Consider the following 15,552-nt stretch of genomic DNA (forward strand, 5'->3'; position numbering starts at 1 on the left):
ACTCACCGGGAACGGGCTGACCCGACCACCTCCCCCACCGGAGACGGCAGACCAAACCAACCCGAACCCTCACCCAGCCGCCTTGAACGCGGAGAGGCGGGGGAGCTCAGCCCTTGTGGGCCTTGACCGCTTCGGTGAGCTGCGGGGTGACGTTGAACAGGTCGCCCACGATGCCGTAGTCGGCGATCTCGAAGATCGGCGCCTCTTCGTCCTTGTTGACCGCGACGATGGTCTTCGAGGTCTGCATGCCCGCGCGGTGCTGGATGGCGCCGGAGATGCCGAGGGCGATGTAGAGCTGCGGGGAGACCGTCTTGCCGGTCTGGCCGACCTGGAACTGGCCCGGGTAGTAGCCGGAGTCGACGGCGGCGCGGGAGGCGCCGACGGCCGCGCCGAGGGAGTCGGCGAGGGCCTCGACGACCGCGAAGTTGTCGGCCGAGCCGACACCGCGACCACCGGAGACGACGATGGCCGCCTCGGTGAGCTCCGGACGGTCGCCGCCGACGATGGGCTCGCGCGCGGTGACCTTGACGACGCCCTCTTCCTGGACGGGGACCTCGACGGTCACCTTCTCGCCGGCACCGGCCTGTGCCACGGCCTCGACCGCGCCGGGGCGCAGCGAGATGACCGGCACGTCGCCGGTGGCCTTGGCGTCGACGGTGAAGGCGCCACCGAAGATGGAGTGCACGGCGGTGCCGTCCTCGCCGACGCCGATGACGTCGACCAGCAGGCCGGAGCCGATGCGGGCGGCGAGGCGGCCCGACACCTCCTTGCCCTCGGCCGAGGCGGGCACGATGACGGCGGCCGGGGAGACCGACTCGACCAGGCCGGCGAGCACGTCGACCTTGGGGGTGACGAGGAAGTTCTCGACATCGTCGGACTCGGCGATGTAGATCTTCTCGGCGCCGGCGGCGGCCAGGGCGTCGGCCAGCTTCTCGCCGGTGCCCGCGGTGCCGAGCACGACGGCGGCGGGGGTGCCCAGCGCGCGGGCGGCGGTGATCAGTTCGGTGCTGACCTTCTTGAGCGCACCGTCGGCGTGCTCGACGAGCACGAGTACTTCAGCCATGTGTGTTCTCTCCTAACAAGTCTCGGATCGGGCTCATCCCGCGCGCGCCGGGAGCGCTCGGGGAGCCACCGATACGGTTCGGCGTCGCCGGATCAGATGATCTTCTGGCCGATCAGGTACTGGGCGATCTGGTTGCCGCCCTCGCCCTCGTCGGCGATCTTCTCGCCCGCGGTGCGCGGCGGCTTCGGGGTGGACGCCGTGACGGCGGTGCCCGCGTTGGCGACACCGACGGTCGACGGGTCGACGCCGAGGTCCTCGAGGGTGAAGACCTGAACTTCCTTCTTCTTGGCGGCCATGATGCCCTTGAAGGAGGGGAAGCGCGGCTCGTTGATCTTCTCGTTGACCGAGACGATGGCCGGGAGGGTGGCCTCGAGCTTGAAGACGCCCTCGTCGGTCTCGCGCTCGCCGGTGATCTTCTCGCCGTCGACGGTGAGCTTGCGCAGGTGGGTGAGCTGCGGCAGGCCCAGGTACTCGGCGATGATGGCGGGCACGGCGCCGGCGCGGCCGTCGGTGGACTCGTTGCCCGCGATGACGAGCTCGACGCCCTCGACCTGGCCCAGCGCGCTGGCCAGGATCCACGCGGTCTGCACCGCGTCGGAGCCGTGGATGGCCGGGTCGTTGATGTGGATGGCCTTGTCGGCGCCCATGGACAGCGCCTTGCGGATGGCCTCGGTCGCGCGGTCCGGGCCGGCGGCCAGCACGGTGACCTCGCCGCCCTGGGCTTCCTTGATCAGCAGCGCTTCCTCGACGGCGCGCTCGTTGATCTCGTCGAGGACGGCGTCGGCGGCCTCGCGGTCCAGGGTGAAGTCACCGTCGGTCAGCTTGCGCTCGGACCAGGTGTCGGGAACCTGCTTGATGAGTACGACGATGTTCGGCATCGGTCTTCGTCGACCTCCTGTTCTGGGGGCGTATGTCTGGCGGTCGCACGAACTGGGCCGTACGTCCTTTGAGTAGCTCAGGGCGGAACACTACCCCATCCCAAGTTACTCGTGGGTAACTTAGTCCGGCAACCCCGCAACACAGGTCCGGGCGTTATCGTGCGCGGACCTTTCAGTAACGTCGGCATGATGAGCGAGGCTGTGATCCCTGCCGCAGTGGAAGACCCGAATGTCACAATCACGGGCGCGAGCGGCGTCGAACCGCTGCCGCTGACCGGCGAGCGCACGGTGCCCGGCATCGCCGAGGAGAACTACTGGTTCCGCCGCCACGAGATCGTCTACGCGCGCTTGCTGGAGCGTTGCGCGGGCCGCGTGGTACTGGAGGCGGGCTCCGGCGAAGGCTACGGCGCGGACATGATCGCGGGCGTCGCCACGAAGGTGATCGGCGTCGACTACGACGCGAGCGCGGTGGCGCACGTGCGGGCGCGCTACCCGCGCGTGGAGATGATCCAGGGCAACCTGGCCGCGCTGCCGCTGGACGACGCCGCGGTCGACGTGGTGGTGAATTTCCAAGTGATCGAACACCTTTGGGATCAGGCGCAGTTCCTGCGCGAATGCCTGCGGGTGCTGCGCCCCGGCGGCGAGCTGCTCATCAGCACACCGAACCGGATCACCTTCTCCCCCGGCCGCGACACCCCGCTCAACCCGTTCCACACCCGCGAGCTCAACGCGGCGGAGCTCACCGAGCTGCTGGTGGAGGCCGGTTTCGAGGTGGCCGAGATGACCGGCGTGCACCACGGCGCCGCACTGAAAGCGTTGGACGCCAAGCACGGCGGCTCCTTCATCGACGCCCAGATCGAGCGCGCGCTGGCCGGTGAGCCGTGGCCCGCCGAGCTGACGGCCGACGTGGCCGCGGTGTCGATCGACGATTTCGACCTGATCGCCGCGGACATCGACGCGAGCCTGGATCTCGTGGCGATCGCGGTGAAGCCTTGAGCGGTAACGCGGTTCCGGGCCAGTTCACGCTGGTCCTGCATTCCCATCTGCCCTGGCTGGCCAATCACGGCCGCTGGCCGGTGGGTGAGGAATGGCTCTACCAATCCTGGGCCGCCACTTACCTGCCCGTCGTGGAGGTGTTGAGAACCCTTGCGGCCGAAGGTCGTTCGCATCTGCTGAGCCTGGGCATCACGCCGGTACTCGCGGCGCAGCTGGACGATCCGCACTGCCTGGCGGGCATGCACCACTGGCTCGGCAACTGGCAGTTGCGCGCCGACGAGGCCGCGCTGGCGGGCAACGTGGCGCTCGGCAGGCACGAACACCGGCTCGCGGCGGCGGCGCTCACCGAGTTCGAGACGAACTGGCGTCACGGCGCCGCACCAGTCTGGCGCGCGCTCGCCGACGCGGAAACCATCGAGTTGCTGGGCGGCCCGCTGGCGCACCCGTTCCAGCCGCTGCTGGACCCGCGCCTGCGCATGTTCCAGCTCACCGAAGGGCTCGCCGACGCGCGCCTGCGCTGGGGCGCCACCCCCACCGGCATCTGGGCGCCCGAGTGCGGTTTCACGCCCGGTATGGAGACGGAGTACGCCGCCGCCGGTGTGACTCATTTCATGGTCGACGGCCCCGCGCTGCGCGGCGACAGCAGCCTCGGGCGGCCGGTGCGCGACTCCGACGTGGTGGCGTTCGGGCGCGACCTCCAGGTGAGCTACCGCGTCTGGTCGCCGAAATCGGGCTATCCCGGCCACGCCGCCTACCGTGATTTTCATCACTACGATCACGCGACGGGTCTCAAACCCGCGCGCGTCACCGGCAAGACGGTGGCGGGCCCGGACAAGGCGCCCTACGACCCCGAACTCGCCGCCGCGGCCGTCGAACGCGACGTCGAGGACTTCGTCCGCACCGTCCGCGAACGGCTCGTCGCCGAGTCCGAGCGCATCGGCAGGCCCGCCCTCGTGGTGGCCGCGTTCGACACCGAACTGTTCGGCCATTGGTGGCACGAGGGGCCGCAGTGGCTGGCCCAGGTGCTGCGCGCGCTGCCCGAGGCGGGCGTCACCGTGGGCACTCTCGCCGACGCCAGAGACCGCGGTTACGTCGGCGAACCGGTCCCGCTGGCCGATTCCTCGTGGGGCTCGGGCAAGGACTGGCGCGTCTGGGCCGGTGAGCAGGTGCGCGATCTGGTCGAGCTCAACGACGACATCGTGCGCCTCGCGCTGGACACCCTGGACAAGGCCCGCGCCGCCGAGGGCGGCGCGCCCGCGCTGCGCGATCCGGTGGCCGACCAGTTGCTGCGCGAGGCGATCCTGACCGTCTCCAGCGACTGGGCGTTCATGGTCAGCAAGGACTCCGCCGCGGGGTACGCGCGGGAGCGGGCGCACCGGCACGCGCACGCCGTGCGCGAGATCGCGGGCGCGCTGGGCGCGGGTCAGGTCGCGAAAGCACGGCGATTGGCGGCAGGATGGAACGCGGCCGACGGTCTCTTCCCCGGAGTGGACGCGCGGCGCCTGCCGACCGCCGCGGGATGCGACGGCCCCGTCTCAGAAGGACATGCATGAAAATCTTGATGGTGTCGTGGGAGTACCCACCCGTCGTGGTGGGCGGGCTCGGCAGGCATGTGCACCACCTGGCCACCGAGCTGGCGGCGGCGGGCCACGAGGTGGTCGTGCTGTCGCGGCGTCCCTCCGGCACCGACTCGGCCTCCCACCCCACGCATTCGTTCATCGAGGACGGCGTGCTGGTGGTGGCGGTGGCCGAGGATCCGCCGGTGTTCGATTTCGGCGAGGACATGCTGGCCTGGACCCTGGCCATGGGCCACGCGATGGTGCGCGCGGGCGTGGCGCTGGGCAAGCCCGGCATCGGCGACGGCTGGACCCCCGATGTGGTGCACGCGCACGATTGGCTGGTCGCGCATCCGGGGATCGCGCTGGCGGAGTACTACGACGTGCCGCTGGTGTCGACCATCCACGCCACCGAGGCGGGGCGGCACAGCGGGTGGGTCGCGGGCAAGGTCAACAAGCAGGTGCACTCGGTGGAGTGGTGGCTGGCCAACGAGTCCGACGCGCTGATCACCTGTTCGTCGTCCATGCAGGACGAGGTGGAGCGGCTCTACGGCCCCGAGCGCGTGCCGATGACGGTCATCCGCAACGGGATCGACGTGGGCGCGTGGACCTTTCGCCCGCGCGCGCCGCGCACCGGCCCGCCGCGCCTGCTGTATGTGGGCAGGCTGGAGTACGAGAAGGGCGTGCAGGACGCGATCGCCGCGCTGCCGCGCATCCGCCGCGCGCACCCCGGCACCACGCTGACCGTCGCCGGCGTCGGCACCCAGTTCGAGTGGTTGCGCGAGCGGGCCCGGGTGCACCGGGTGGCGCGCGCGGTGAACTTCGCCGGGCAGCTCGGGCACGACGAACTGCTGGGCTGGTTGCACGGCGCCGACGCGATCGTGCTGCCGAGCCGGTACGAGCCGTTCGGGATCGTCGCGCTGGAGGCGGCCGCGGCGGGCACCCCGCTGATCACCTCGACCGCGGGCGGGCTCGGCGAGGCCGTGATCGACGGCGTGACGGGCGCGTCGTTCGAACCCGCCGATGTGGACGGCTTGGTCGACGCGGTGCGCGCCACCCTCGACGACCCCGCCGCCGCCCAGGACCGCGCCTACGCGGCCCGCGAACGCCTCACCGCCGACTTCGCCTGGGACGTGGTCGCCGCCGAGACCGCGCACGTGTACTCCGCCGCCAAGCGCCGCGTCCGCAATCCGCTGGGGCGGCCGACCATCGTGGAACGTCCACTGCCGGAACGGGATCCGAACAACCCGGTGTGAACGGCGGCGTCCGCCGTTCCTCACGGATGCCGCTCACCGGCACCGAACCTCCGGCGACTCGACGTCGACGCCTCCCACCTGGGCATGCGCAGGCTCACACCTCGAGGCGGGCGAATCCGCCACCGACGTGGACGATCTCGACATCCCCGCCTGATCACCCGGGCTTGGCGCGACCGCTCCGAGCGCGCTGTCCGGTCGGCGAACGACGCACGCGCCGACCGGTTTCCGGGCCGGTGCCCTCGGCAGACAACACTCGGCGTCGCGAGCATCTGATCGACCACGCCGGTGACCGTCCGCGATCGGGACGCAACCCCCTCACCGCCTACTCCGGCTTGAAGGCGAACACCTCACCGATGCGCGTCGCCACCACCACGTCACCGTCGGCGCTCACCGATGTGCCGGTGGTGGTGCCGAGGGCGCCCGGCAGGACGTCGGAGTCGATGGTGGCGCCGGTTTCGGTGTCGAAGGTGATGAGGTTGAGGCCGTCGCCGATCGCGGCGGCGGTGTAGCCGGTCGCGCCCGCCGTCTGCACCGGGGTGCCGCGCAGGGCGAGATCCTTGCGCTCCCAGGCCAGTTCGACGCCGTCGCCGGTGTCGCGCAGGGCGTGCAGGTAGCCCTCGTCGCCCGCGGGGATGATCAGGCCGTCACCGTCGACGGAGATGCCGCCCTTGGGGGTGAACTCCAGCTGCCGCACCCATTTGGTGCTGCCGTTCGCGGCGTCCACGGCGATCAGCCGCTTGCTGTTGTCGCCCACGTAGACCGTGGCGCCGTCGGCCGACAGCGTCGGGCTGGTGGCGCTGCCCTCGGTGAGCATGTCGGCGCTCCACTCCTGCGCGAGCCTGCCGTCGGCGTAACGCAGCGCGACCAGCGAGCCGGTGGGCGAACCCGGCCGCCACACCGTCACGAACACGCGCCCGCTGCCCTGGTCGACGGCGGAGACGGTGGCGATCGAGCAGCGCGGACCGCCGTCGAGGCAGTCCAGCAGACCGTCCCCCGAGGCGGGGCGGGTCAGGTCCGGGTGCTCGAGGAAGTCCGGTTCGCCGAGCAGCTGCACGGTGGGCACCGTGCGCCTGCCGGTCTGGCGGTCGAGCACGTCGACCTGACCGGTCTGGGTGATGGTGAGGACGTGGCCGTCGCCGGTGAACTGCAACGACACCGGCACACCCGCGACCGGTGTGCGCCAGCGCGGCTGGCCGAGGTAGTTGTAGGAGTTCACCGCACCGTCGTCACCGAAGTACACGTTGGTGAGGCCGTCCACGACCGTCGGCGAGGAAATGGTGTTGGGGCCCAGGCGATCACAGAAGCGTTTGCGTCCGGTCGGCATCTGGAGCGAGAGGATGGCGCAGCCGCTCGGCGTGCGGGTGGTGAGGAAGAGCTGTCCCTCCGCGCCGATGCTCACCGGTCGCTCGATCGGACCGCCCACGGGCCGAGTCCAATTCAGCGTCATCTTGCGGGAGCCCTCGACGGGGCTGACACCGCTGTTGCGGCTGTCGTGATGGGCCGCGGGCCAGCCGGTACCGGGGCCGACGGCGATGTCGTCGACGTCGGTGCCGCATCCGGCCAGCACGGCGCCGAGGGCGGTCAGCGCCACCGCCGCGCGCACGCCGGTTCGCCGCGGTGTGGATACAGCCCGCACGCTACGGGTTCGCACCTGCTGTTCTCCCCTCTGTCGATGGCCGCTCGCAAGACTAGCCGGTGCCCGATCCGCCGCGCCCGCGGCACAGCGGGTTCACGGCACCCGCGCTCGCGCGCGTTGCGCGCGAAAGTACTCTGTCTACCCAAAGACAGGCCCCCCGGGTCGCCGCCCGGGGAACACGACGGGAGAACGGTTCGTGACGAGCATGTGGGGCGCACCGCTGCGCTCGCGGTGGCGGGGTTCGCGCCGCCGGGATCCGCAGCAGGCGCGCTTTCTGACCGTTGCCTCACTGCGGTGGGTGCTCGCCAACCGCGCGTACACGCCGTGGTACCTGGTCCGCTACTACCGGCTGTTCAAGTTCAAGCTGGCCAACCCGCACATCGTGCTGCGCGGCATGGTGTTCCTGGGCCGCAACGTGGAGGTGCACGCGACGCCCGAGCTGGGCCGCATGGAGATCGGCCGCTGGGTGCACATCGGCGACGGCAACGCCATCCGCTGCCACGAGGGGTCGCTGCGCATCGGCGACAAGGTGGTGTTCGGCAAGGACAACGTCGTCAACACCTACCTCGACATCGAGATCGGCGAATCCACGCTGGTCGCGGACTGGTGCTACATCTGCGACTTCGACCACCGGATGGACGACATCACGCTGCCGATCAAGGACCAGGGCATCGTCAAGAGCCCGGTGCGCATCGGCCCCGACACCTGGATCGCGGCGAAGGTGACCGTGCTGCGCGAGACCCGCGTGGGCCGCGGCTGCGTGCTCGGCGCGCACGCGGTGGTCAAGGGCGAGATCCCGGACTACAGCATCGCGGTCGGCGCGCCCGCGAAGGTCGTGAAGAACCGCAAGGCCACCTGGGAGGCGGGCGCCGAGGCGCGCGCCGCCTACGTCGCGGCGCTCGAGGACATCGAGCGCAAGAAGAACGGTGTCGCCCGGCAGGCGTAGTTTCTCCTCCCATGAACGACTACGCGGCGCTGCTGCGCGGGATCGCGCCGAGCAACCCGAACATGCGCAACGAGAAACTGCGGGCGGTGTTCGAAGGGCTCGGTTTCACGAACGTGGGCTCGGTGGTGGCCTCGGGCAATATCGTGTTCCGCGCGCCGGAGACCGACGAGGCCGAGCTCGAGGACCGCATTCAGGAGGCGCTGCACCGCGAACTCGGCATTCCCGGCGGCACCATCCTGCGGAACCTGCCGGACCTGCGCGCCCTGCTCGACCGCGACCCGTTCGACGGACTCGTCCACCAGCGCACCACCTACCTCACGGTGACGTTCTTCAAGCACCGCATCGAAGCGCCCGCGCTCTCCGACGACCCGCTGACCCGCGTGATCGGCTACGACGAGGACGCGCGCGCCTTCCTCGCCGTGGTCGACAACAGCACCCCGCGCACACCGGACTACATGGCGTGGCTGGACAAGGCGTACGGCAAGGACATCACCACCCGCACCTGGCTCACGGTGCAGCGGATCGTGAAGAAGATGGAGAGCTGGCCGCCGGCGGCGTAGTACAGAGGAATGCGGTGCCGGTGCGGCCGATGCGGGTGAGCACGAGCGTGAACGCCCGGGAACCGCGCAGCTTCAGGCGTTTCCGCAGTGCGTCGGGGTCGACGTCGACGCCGCGGACCAGGATCTCCAAGGTGCCGCAGTCGCGGCGGGCGAGTTCCTGGCGCAGCGTCTTCTCGCGCAGGTCCAGCCGGTCCTCGACGCGGAAGCCGCGGATGCCCTCGGGGACGTGATCGCCGGTGAGATAGGCGATCTGAGGGTCGAGCTGCCACAGGCCGTGGCGGGCCGCCCAGTGGCGCACGAGTCCGGCGCGCACGATCGCGCCGTCGGGGTCGATGATCCACTCCCCCGGCGCGCGTTCGGGGATGTCGTCCGGCTCGGCGTCGGTGACCGTTTCCGGCGGGGTGTGGGAGTGCGGGGGGCGAGAACGCAGCACCGTCGCGCGACGGGTGACGCCCGGATCGGCCAGGCCCTGCGACCACAGGCACGCCTCGCGCACCGCGCCGTCGAGCGAGACCACCTCCACCTCGCCCGCCCAGTCGAGGCGGTCGAAATCCAGTCCGGGAGCGCACTTCACGGCCAGCTCCCGGCCCGCGTACGCGTTGAGCAGGTCCGGGAGCGGGGGTTGGAGTCTCGCCGGGTCGTGGGTGCGTTTGCCGTCGGCGCGGCGGGCCGGGTCGGCGATCACGACCGTGCCCCTACTGACCGGAACCAGGGCGTCGGCACGGGCCAGCACCACGTTCCCGCCGGATTCGACACCGAGGGGGCGCAAGCTCGCGGCGAGGTTGTGCGCGGCCATGGCCAGGCGCACGTCGTCGAGGTCGCTGCCGAGCACAGCGGGACACACGGCGGCCAGGGCCGTGAGATCGGCGCCGACGGAACAGGTCACGTCGTGGACGGCGCGTCCCGCCAGTCGCGCCGCGCGATGGCGGGCGACGGCGGTCGGGGTGGCCTGCTGGAGTGCGTCGTCGGTGAACAGCCAGTCCGCCGCGCCCTCGAGTTTGGCGGCGGCCTTGCGGCGCAGGCGAATCGTCTCCACGAGCGCGGCGGCGCGATCACCGTGCGCGCGACGCATTTGCTCCAGATCGCGCAGATGCGTCGCGGGCGTGAGGTCGAGCGCACCCGCCTCGGCCAGGGCGGACCGGCCGGCCGCGCCGCCGAGGAACTCGACATCGGCGCGGCCGAAGCGGTAACCCACCTACTTGGCGGAGGAGCCCGGCTTCACACCGGTGATCATGGCGTTGTAGAAGAGTTCGCGCGGCACCACGCGGCGCATCACGTTCTCGTCCACCCAGCTCAGGCCGAGCCAGGCGCGGTACATCGCCATGCGGTACTGCCAGGTGAGCTTCTCGGCGGGCACGGCCGCCTCGAAGGTGCGCACCGGCCAGCCCCACAGCGCGGCCGCGAACTCCTCGGTGGTGGCCTTCACCTCGACCGCGCCCGCCGAGCGCGCCATGGCCTCGAGGTTGCTCGGATCGAAGGTGTGCAGATCCACGACCGCCTCCAGCGCCGCGGCGCGGGAGGATTCGTCCAGCTCCTCCTGCGGCCGCCGCCAGCCCGACAGCAGCGGGAGCTTGGTGACGGTGGTGGTGGCCTTCCAGGTGATGCGGCCGAGCCAGCGGGCGTAGAAGTTGCCCGCGGTGGTGGGCTCGCCGGCGAACACGAAGCGACCGCCGGGCTTGAGCACGCGCAGGCACTCCTTGAGCGCCAGTTCCACGTCGGGGATGTGGTGCAGCACGGCGTGGCCGACCACCAGGTCGAAGGTGTCGTCCTCGTACGGGATGGTCTCGGCGTCGGCGACGCGGCCGTCCACGTCGAGGCCGAGGTGTTCGGCGTTGCGCAGCGCGACCTTCACCATGCCGGGCGAGAGGTCGGTGACCGAGCCGGTCTTCGCGACGCCACCCTGCATCAGGTTGAGCAGGAAGAAGCCGGTGCCGCAGCCCAGTTCGAGGGCGCGCTCGTAGGGCAGGGGCGCGGGGCCGACCGCGGCGTCGAAGCGGCCGCGGGCGTATTCGATGCAGCGCTCGTCATAGGAGATGGACCACTTGTCGTCGTAGGTCTCCGCCTCCCAGTCGTGGTAGAGCACCTGGGCGAGCTTCGTATCCTTGAACGCTGCTTCGACCTCGGCCTCGGTGGCGTGCGGGTTCGGCGCGGGGTCGTCGGGACGTACCGTCATGGTCGCCTAGCCTACATAAATGCCCAGATGAGCGGTGCTGTCGGCCCGGCGGTTCCGAGGGGCCGCAAAACGAGAACACGTTCTCATCAGGGCAATCGCCCGGCGATCATGTTTCCGACCGATCGGTCTGCGGGAAACAGTGGCTGGTCGGACGCTCAACGCCCGACGAATGCCGCCGAACCCGGGCCGTCGGCGACGTAGGACGCGGTGCCGATGCGGAGGTCTTCGGTGTCGAACAGGTCCGCCCATTCCTTCCGCGCGCGGTCGTGACCGTGGGGGCCCGCCTCGAAGACGGCTTTGGCGGCGGCGAGGGCGCGGGACGGGCCGTCCACGAAACGGCGGGCCCACGCCATGGCGGCGGCGTAGACGTCGTCGGGCGGGACGACCTCGTCGACGAGGCCGAGGGACAGGGCCTCGTCCGGCTCCACGAACCGGCCGGTGTAGACGAGGTCCTTGGCGGCGCCGGGGCCGATCAGGAGGGAGAGGCGGCGGATGCCCGCGAGCGGGATCAAGCCGGCGCGGATCTGCGGCAGGCCGAGTTTCACGTTGTCGCCGATGATGCGGCGGTCCGCACCCAGGGCGAGTTCGAGGCCGGCGCCGAGGGCGTACCCGCTGATGGCGGCGACGGTGGGCTGCGGCACCGCGGCCAGGCAGCCGAGCGCCGCCTGCACGTCTCCGGCCATCGCGGTGGCCTCGGCGGCGCTCAGCGCGGAGAGCTCGGCGAGATCGTCGCCCGCGGAGAACACGCGCTCGTCGCCGTAGACCACCAGCGCCGCCACGCGCGCATCCCCGGCCACCGCCGCCGCGGCGGCCGCCACCTCCCGCGCCACCTGGACGTTGATCAGATTCATCGGCGGTCGGGCGATCCGCACCACGGCGACACCCCGCTCGCCCTCCGGCAGCTCCAGGGTCACGAATTCGGCCATGGGACGCACGCTACCGCCCGGTGCCGCACCGCCCCGCATCCGCGAGCCGAATCCGGTGCGGCAGTTGGGTCGGACGGGTCGAACTCAGCGTCGTGCGGTCGGGCGCGCACGTGAACAGCGACCGGGTGTCGACCTCGCCGCCATGCCTGTCGGGCGCGCACGAAACGGCGAACGGGCGCGGGGCCCTCGCCGCCATGCCGGTCGGACATGCACGAACAGCAACCGGGCGCGTGCCGGGCATCCCTGGTGCCCGGCGCGATCCCCCCGCGCGCTCGCCGAGCCGTGCCGCGCAGTCGAAGATCGGGTGGCCCCGAGATCGGAATCAGCGTGCCGTACCGCGCAACTGCCCCGTGTCGGGCAGGTCGGCGAAGTAGCGGGCGGCGTCGGGGAAGGAGAGTGGCTTCGCGCCTTCGGAGGCGGCGAACACGGGCATGATCGGGTCGATGACGGGTTCGGCCGCGAGGATCTCCGCGGTGGACGCGTAGGCGGCGAGCGCGTCGAGCTGCGCCCAGGTGGGCGGAAGCAGGATGTCCTCGCCCGCGCGCCAGCGGCCCAGCTCCTCGGCGGGGGTGTGCCAGCGGACCTCGGCGGCCTCGGTGGTGGCGCCGTCGGCGAGCTGGCCCTCGGGCAGGACGGCCACGAAGAAGTGGGTGTCGTAGCGGCGGGGTTCCACGACGGGGGTGATCCAGTTCGCCCACGGCCGCAGCAGATCCGCGCGCAAAACCAGATCCTGCTCGGCCAGGAAAGCTGCGAGCGAAAGTTCTCGGCGCTCGAGCTTGCCGCGCGCCTCGCGGTAGCGGGTGGTGTCGCCGACGACGGTGTCCGCGGTCGGGCCGGCCAGCAGCACACCGCATTCCTCGAACGTCTCCCGCACGGCGGCGCACACCAGTGCCTTCGCCCGCGGCTCGGTGGTGTCGAAGCGCCGCGCCCACCACGCGGGTTCCGGCCCGGCCCAGGCGATCTCGGCGGTGCCGTCCGAGGGGTCCACGCCGCCGCCGGGGAACACGGTCATCCCGGCCGCGAACGCCATCGCGCCCACCCGTCGCTGCAGGAACACCTCGGGCCCGCGCTCGCCGTCGCGCACCAGCATCACGGTCGAGGCGTCCTTGGGCGCGGGCGCCTCCGGCTGAGAGCCCGCCGACATCGTTGTCTCACTCACCCAGCCACCATAACCGGGCCCCTGACGGCCGCGCGCCGGGTGCGCCGCCCTGTCTCCCCTACCGCGAGCGGTGCTTGCCCGCGCGCCGCGAGCGGCGGGCGAAGTAGCGCCCGTCCACCCGGTCGAGGGTGATGGACTGGCGGAACGCCTCGCTGAGGTTCTCGGAGGTGAGCACGTCGGAGAGCAGGCCCTGGGCGACGACTTCACCCTCGTTGAGGAGCATGCCGTGGGTGAAGCCGGGCGGGATCTCCTCCACGTGGTGGGTCACCAGCACCATGGCGGGAGCGTCGGGGTCGGCGGCCAGATCGCCCAGGCGCTCCACCAGTTCCTCCCGGCCGCCCAGGTCCAGGCCGGCGGCGGGTTCGTCCAGCAGCAGCAGTTCCGGGTCGGTCATCAACGCGCGCGCGATCAGCACCCGCTTGCGCTCCCCCTCGGACAGGGTGCCGTAGGTGCGGTCGGAAAGGTGTTCGGCGCCCAGGCTTTCCAGCATGTCGACGGCGCGGTCGGTGTCGATGTCGTCGTAGCGTTCGCGCCAGCGGCCCAGCACGGCGTACCCGGCCGACACCACCAGGTCGCTGACCTTCTCGTCGATCGGCACCCGGCCCGCCACCGCCGCCGACGACAGGCCGATGCGCGGGCGCAGTTCGGAGACGGCGACTTTGCCGAGCACTTCGCCCAGCAGATGCGCGGTGCCGGAGGTGGGGTGCACCTCCGCGGCGGCCATGCGCAGCAGCGAGGTCTTGCCCGCCCCGTTGGGGCCGAGCACCACCCAGCGTTCGTCGAGTTCTACTTGCCAGGTGACCGGACCGACGAGGGTGTGTCCCGATCGTCGGATGGTCACGTCGGTGAAATCAATGAGCAGATCCGGATCCGGTTGCGGCACGCGCTCCATCTTGGCCCACGGCCGCCGAACTCGCCCGCCCGCCCCATCTCCGTCGCGAGCGCGCGGCCCGCGACGCCGGGACACCGCGCTCCGGTGGCGCTGCGCCCTTCCGGAACATCCTGGCCACGACGAACGCGACCGGTATCGAGAGCAGCACCCACGCGGCGAGCACCCACAACAGCGTCGTCATGACAGTCCTCCGGTGACCTGGCCTATGTCCGAGTCGGGTACCCGATCCGCCGCTCGCGACACGCACGGCGCCGGTGCCGGGTCCCTACCAGTGTCGCAGGTCCGCGACTCACCACGCGTCGGGCGCCACCGCGATCACCGTCAGCGAGCCGGGCGCGATCTCGGTGAAGCCCGCGTCGCGCACGGCCACCGCCGATCCCTCGGCTACCCGGCGCGTCAGCGCGCGCCACCGCTCCGGATCGGATTCGCGGACGGCACAACGGAATCCGGCCTCGGCCCACCGGTATGCGCCGTCGGCGGAGAGCGCACCGGCCAGCAGCATGCTCGCGTGCCCCACCTGCGCGGCGGATTTGCCGAGCGTCATGCCGAGCGCCGAATTCACCCACAGCACGGGCAGATCCGGATCGGCGGGGCCGGGGTCGTCGTGTTCGAGGTCGGTGCCGCCGATCTGGAGCCGCTTGATCCGCGGGTCCACCTCGCCGACCGGCCCCGGCACGAAAGCGCGCGCCTGGGCGCCGTCGATCTCGACGGTCACGCCGTCGACCTCCCCCGCGGCCACCCATTGCGCACCACGGGCCCGTCGCGCGACCTTGCGGATCCGGGAGCGCTTCCACGCGAGATACGGCTGTTCCCATACGCCGCCGGGCCCGACACGCTCGTCCAGGCAGAGCGCGACCGCCGACGCCGCGGCCGCCGCGAGCAGGGCACTGCGCGCGGGCGGATCCACCTTGGGCAGGTGCAGCACCATCTGCATGGCGAGCACGCGCGCCGGATCCTCGGGGTCGGCCCCGCCGCCGTAGCCGAGGGCGAGTTCGGCGTGCCGGAGGCGGAAACCCGCCTCGTCCGTGGGCAGTTCGCCCACCGCCGCACCCGGCTCGGGACCGCTCATATCACTCCACCTCGATCGTCACCGTGAACGTGCGCGCCGGTTCCACCCCGTGCTCCCAGGGCCGCGTGTACTCCAGTGCGAGCCCGGTCGTGCCCGCCGCATTCCCCGCGAAGGTCCACACCTCGACGCCGCCCGCACCGGGCAGGACCGGGCCGTCGCCCTCGTTCCGGAAGTCCGATTCGCCGACCTGGTCGACGACGGCGCGATCCAGCGCGGCCAGCCGCCAGGTGTAGCCGGTGGACGGGTTGCTGGGCAGCGTGATCGTGAACCGCTCCCCCACGCGCACCGTGCGTTCCTGTCCCTCATCGGCTTCGGTGAGATGCACGGCGTCCTCCTGCGCGGGCGGGGTCGGTGGGGTGGTGCTCGCGGGATCGCCTGAGCCGCACGCGGCGACGGTCACTCCGAGCAGGAGCACGAGCAGGGATTTGCGCACCACAACCCT

General features: G+C 71.4%; 15 protein-coding genes. 5 read left to right on the plus strand and 10 right to left on the minus strand.

All coding sequences use genetic code 11. The annotated features are described in order from the left end of the window. Positions 1-106: 106 nt before the first annotated feature. Together OHB21_RS36655 and OHB21_RS36660 are read right to left on the minus strand one after the other, a co-directional pair. Positions 107-1,063, minus strand: a complete 957-nt coding sequence (locus tag OHB21_RS36655; protein WP_067510313.1) for an electron transfer flavoprotein subunit alpha/FixB family protein — start codon at positions 1,061-1,063, stop codon at positions 107-109. A gap of 92 nt (positions 1,064-1,155) precedes the next feature. Continuing rightward, positions 1,156-1,941 (minus strand): electron transfer flavoprotein subunit beta/FixA family protein, encoded by a 786-nt coding sequence (locus OHB21_RS36660; protein WP_067510312.1) that lies wholly within the window; start codon positions 1,939-1,941, stop codon positions 1,156-1,158. 189 nt (positions 1,942-2,130) lie between these two features. Between OHB21_RS36660 and OHB21_RS36665 the strand changes: the two genes are divergently transcribed. Genes OHB21_RS36665 through OHB21_RS36675 form a run of 3 tightly spaced genes read left to right on the plus strand, consistent with a single transcriptional unit; the run spans position 2,131 to position 5,749 of the window. Then, positions 2,131-2,937: a class I SAM-dependent methyltransferase gene (locus OHB21_RS36665; protein ID WP_407675101.1), complete on the plus strand. Its 807-nt coding sequence runs from the start codon at positions 2,131-2,133 to the stop codon at positions 2,935-2,937. Continuing rightward, positions 2,934-4,490 (plus strand): 1,4-alpha-glucan branching protein domain-containing protein, encoded by a 1,557-nt coding sequence (locus tag OHB21_RS36670; protein WP_067510310.1) that lies wholly within the window; start codon positions 2,934-2,936, stop codon positions 4,488-4,490. The genes OHB21_RS36665 and OHB21_RS36670 overlap by 4 nt, the downstream gene beginning before the upstream one ends. Further along, entirely contained in the window at positions 4,487-5,749 is a 1,263-nt protein-coding gene (locus OHB21_RS36675; RefSeq protein WP_067510308.1) for a glycosyltransferase family 4 protein, read from the plus strand. The genes OHB21_RS36670 and OHB21_RS36675 overlap by 4 nt, the downstream gene beginning before the upstream one ends. A 322-nt stretch (positions 5,750-6,071) precedes the next feature. Here OHB21_RS36675 and OHB21_RS36680 read toward each other — a convergent pair whose 3' ends face one another. Continuing rightward, positions 6,072-7,400: an outer membrane protein assembly factor BamB family protein gene (locus OHB21_RS36680; protein WP_232331774.1), complete on the minus strand. Its 1,329-nt coding sequence runs from the start codon at positions 7,398-7,400 to the stop codon at positions 6,072-6,074. A 190-nt stretch (positions 7,401-7,590) separates the two neighbouring features. Between OHB21_RS36680 and OHB21_RS36685 the strand changes: the two genes are divergently transcribed. Together OHB21_RS36685 and OHB21_RS36690 are read left to right on the plus strand one after the other, a co-directional pair. Then, entirely contained in the window at positions 7,591-8,331 is a 741-nt protein-coding gene (locus OHB21_RS36685) for an acyltransferase (RefSeq protein WP_195126000.1), read from the plus strand. 11 nt (positions 8,332-8,342) lie between these two features. Then, the gene (locus OHB21_RS36690) at positions 8,343-8,891 is read left to right on the plus strand and encodes a DUF1697 domain-containing protein (RefSeq protein WP_067510302.1); all 549 of its coding nucleotides are present in this window, start codon (positions 8,343-8,345) and stop codon (positions 8,889-8,891) included. On the opposite strand, the gene OHB21_RS36695 is transcribed toward OHB21_RS36690, so the two are convergent. The 7 genes from OHB21_RS36695 to OHB21_RS36725 all read right to left on the minus strand — a co-directional run bounded on the left by OHB21_RS36695 (position 8,839) and on the right by OHB21_RS36725 (position 15,546). Next, on the minus strand, positions 8,839-10,086 hold the full coding sequence (locus OHB21_RS36695) for a THUMP-like domain-containing protein (protein WP_067510300.1): 1,248 nt from the start codon (positions 10,084-10,086) through the stop codon (positions 8,839-8,841). The genes OHB21_RS36690 and OHB21_RS36695 overlap by 53 nt on opposite strands. Beyond that, a complete protein-coding gene (locus OHB21_RS36700; RefSeq protein WP_067510298.1) occupies positions 10,087-11,064 on the minus strand; it encodes a class I SAM-dependent methyltransferase in 978 nt (325 codons plus the stop codon). It abuts the gene before it with no gap. A gap of 155 nt (positions 11,065-11,219) precedes the next feature. Next, on the minus strand, positions 11,220-11,990 hold the full coding sequence (locus OHB21_RS36705; RefSeq protein ID WP_067510296.1) for an enoyl-CoA hydratase-related protein: 771 nt from the start codon (positions 11,988-11,990) through the stop codon (positions 11,220-11,222). A gap of 322 nt (positions 11,991-12,312) precedes the next feature. Continuing rightward, positions 12,313-13,134 (minus strand): NUDIX hydrolase, encoded by an 822-nt coding sequence (locus tag OHB21_RS36710; protein WP_067510294.1) that lies wholly within the window; start codon positions 13,132-13,134, stop codon positions 12,313-12,315. A gap of 73 nt (positions 13,135-13,207) precedes the next feature. Beyond that, positions 13,208-14,041: an ABC transporter ATP-binding protein gene (locus tag OHB21_RS36715; RefSeq protein WP_067510292.1), complete on the minus strand. Its 834-nt coding sequence runs from the start codon at positions 14,039-14,041 to the stop codon at positions 13,208-13,210. 289 nt (positions 14,042-14,330) lie between these two features. Further along, entirely contained in the window at positions 14,331-15,110 is a 780-nt protein-coding gene (locus OHB21_RS36720) for a peptidyl-tRNA hydrolase (protein ID WP_067510290.1), read from the minus strand. A 1-nt stretch (position 15,111) separates the two neighbouring features. Beyond that, complete coding sequence (locus OHB21_RS36725) at positions 15,112-15,546, minus strand: protease inhibitor I42 family protein (RefSeq protein WP_195125936.1); 435 nt, start codon at positions 15,544-15,546, stop codon at positions 15,112-15,114. Between the last annotated feature and the right edge of the window lie 6 nt (positions 15,547-15,552).

This window comes from Nocardia puris (assembly GCF_036051655.1).
Taxonomy (GTDB): domain Bacteria; phylum Actinomycetota; class Actinomycetes; order Mycobacteriales; family Mycobacteriaceae; genus Nocardia; species Nocardia puris.

Bases quoted from the DNA above. Each gene is read 5' to 3' on its own strand.
- OHB21_RS36655 (WP_067510313.1), bottom strand. From the start codon at position 1,063: ATGGCTGAAGTACTCGTGCTCGTCGAGCACGCCGACGGTGCGCTCAAG.
- OHB21_RS36660 (WP_067510312.1), bottom strand. From the start codon at position 1,941: ATGCCGAACATCGTCGTACTCATCAAGCAGGTTCCCGACACCTGGTCC.
- OHB21_RS36665 (WP_407675101.1), top strand. From the start codon at position 2,131: ATGAGCGAGGCTGTGATCCCTGCCGCAGTGGAAGACCCGAATGTCACA.
- OHB21_RS36675 (WP_067510308.1), top strand. From the start codon at position 4,487: ATGAAAATCTTGATGGTGTCGTGGGAGTACCCACCCGTCGTGGTGGGC.
- OHB21_RS36685 (WP_195126000.1), top strand. From the start codon at position 7,591: ATGTGGGGCGCACCGCTGCGCTCGCGGTGGCGGGGTTCGCGCCGCCGG.
- OHB21_RS36690 (WP_067510302.1), top strand. From the start codon at position 8,343: ATGAACGACTACGCGGCGCTGCTGCGCGGGATCGCGCCGAGCAACCCG.
- OHB21_RS36700 (WP_067510298.1), bottom strand. From the start codon at position 11,064: ATGACGGTACGTCCCGACGACCCCGCGCCGAACCCGCACGCCACCGAG.
- OHB21_RS36705 (WP_067510296.1), bottom strand. From the start codon at position 11,990: ATGGCCGAATTCGTGACCCTGGAGCTGCCGGAGGGCGAGCGGGGTGTC.
- OHB21_RS36710 (WP_067510294.1), bottom strand. From the start codon at position 13,134: ATGTCGGCGGGCTCTCAGCCGGAGGCGCCCGCGCCCAAGGACGCCTCG.
- OHB21_RS36715 (WP_067510292.1), bottom strand. From the start codon at position 14,041: ATGGAGCGCGTGCCGCAACCGGATCCGGATCTGCTCATTGATTTCACC.
- OHB21_RS36720 (WP_067510290.1), bottom strand. From the start codon at position 15,110: ATGAGCGGTCCCGAGCCGGGTGCGGCGGTGGGCGAACTGCCCACGGAC.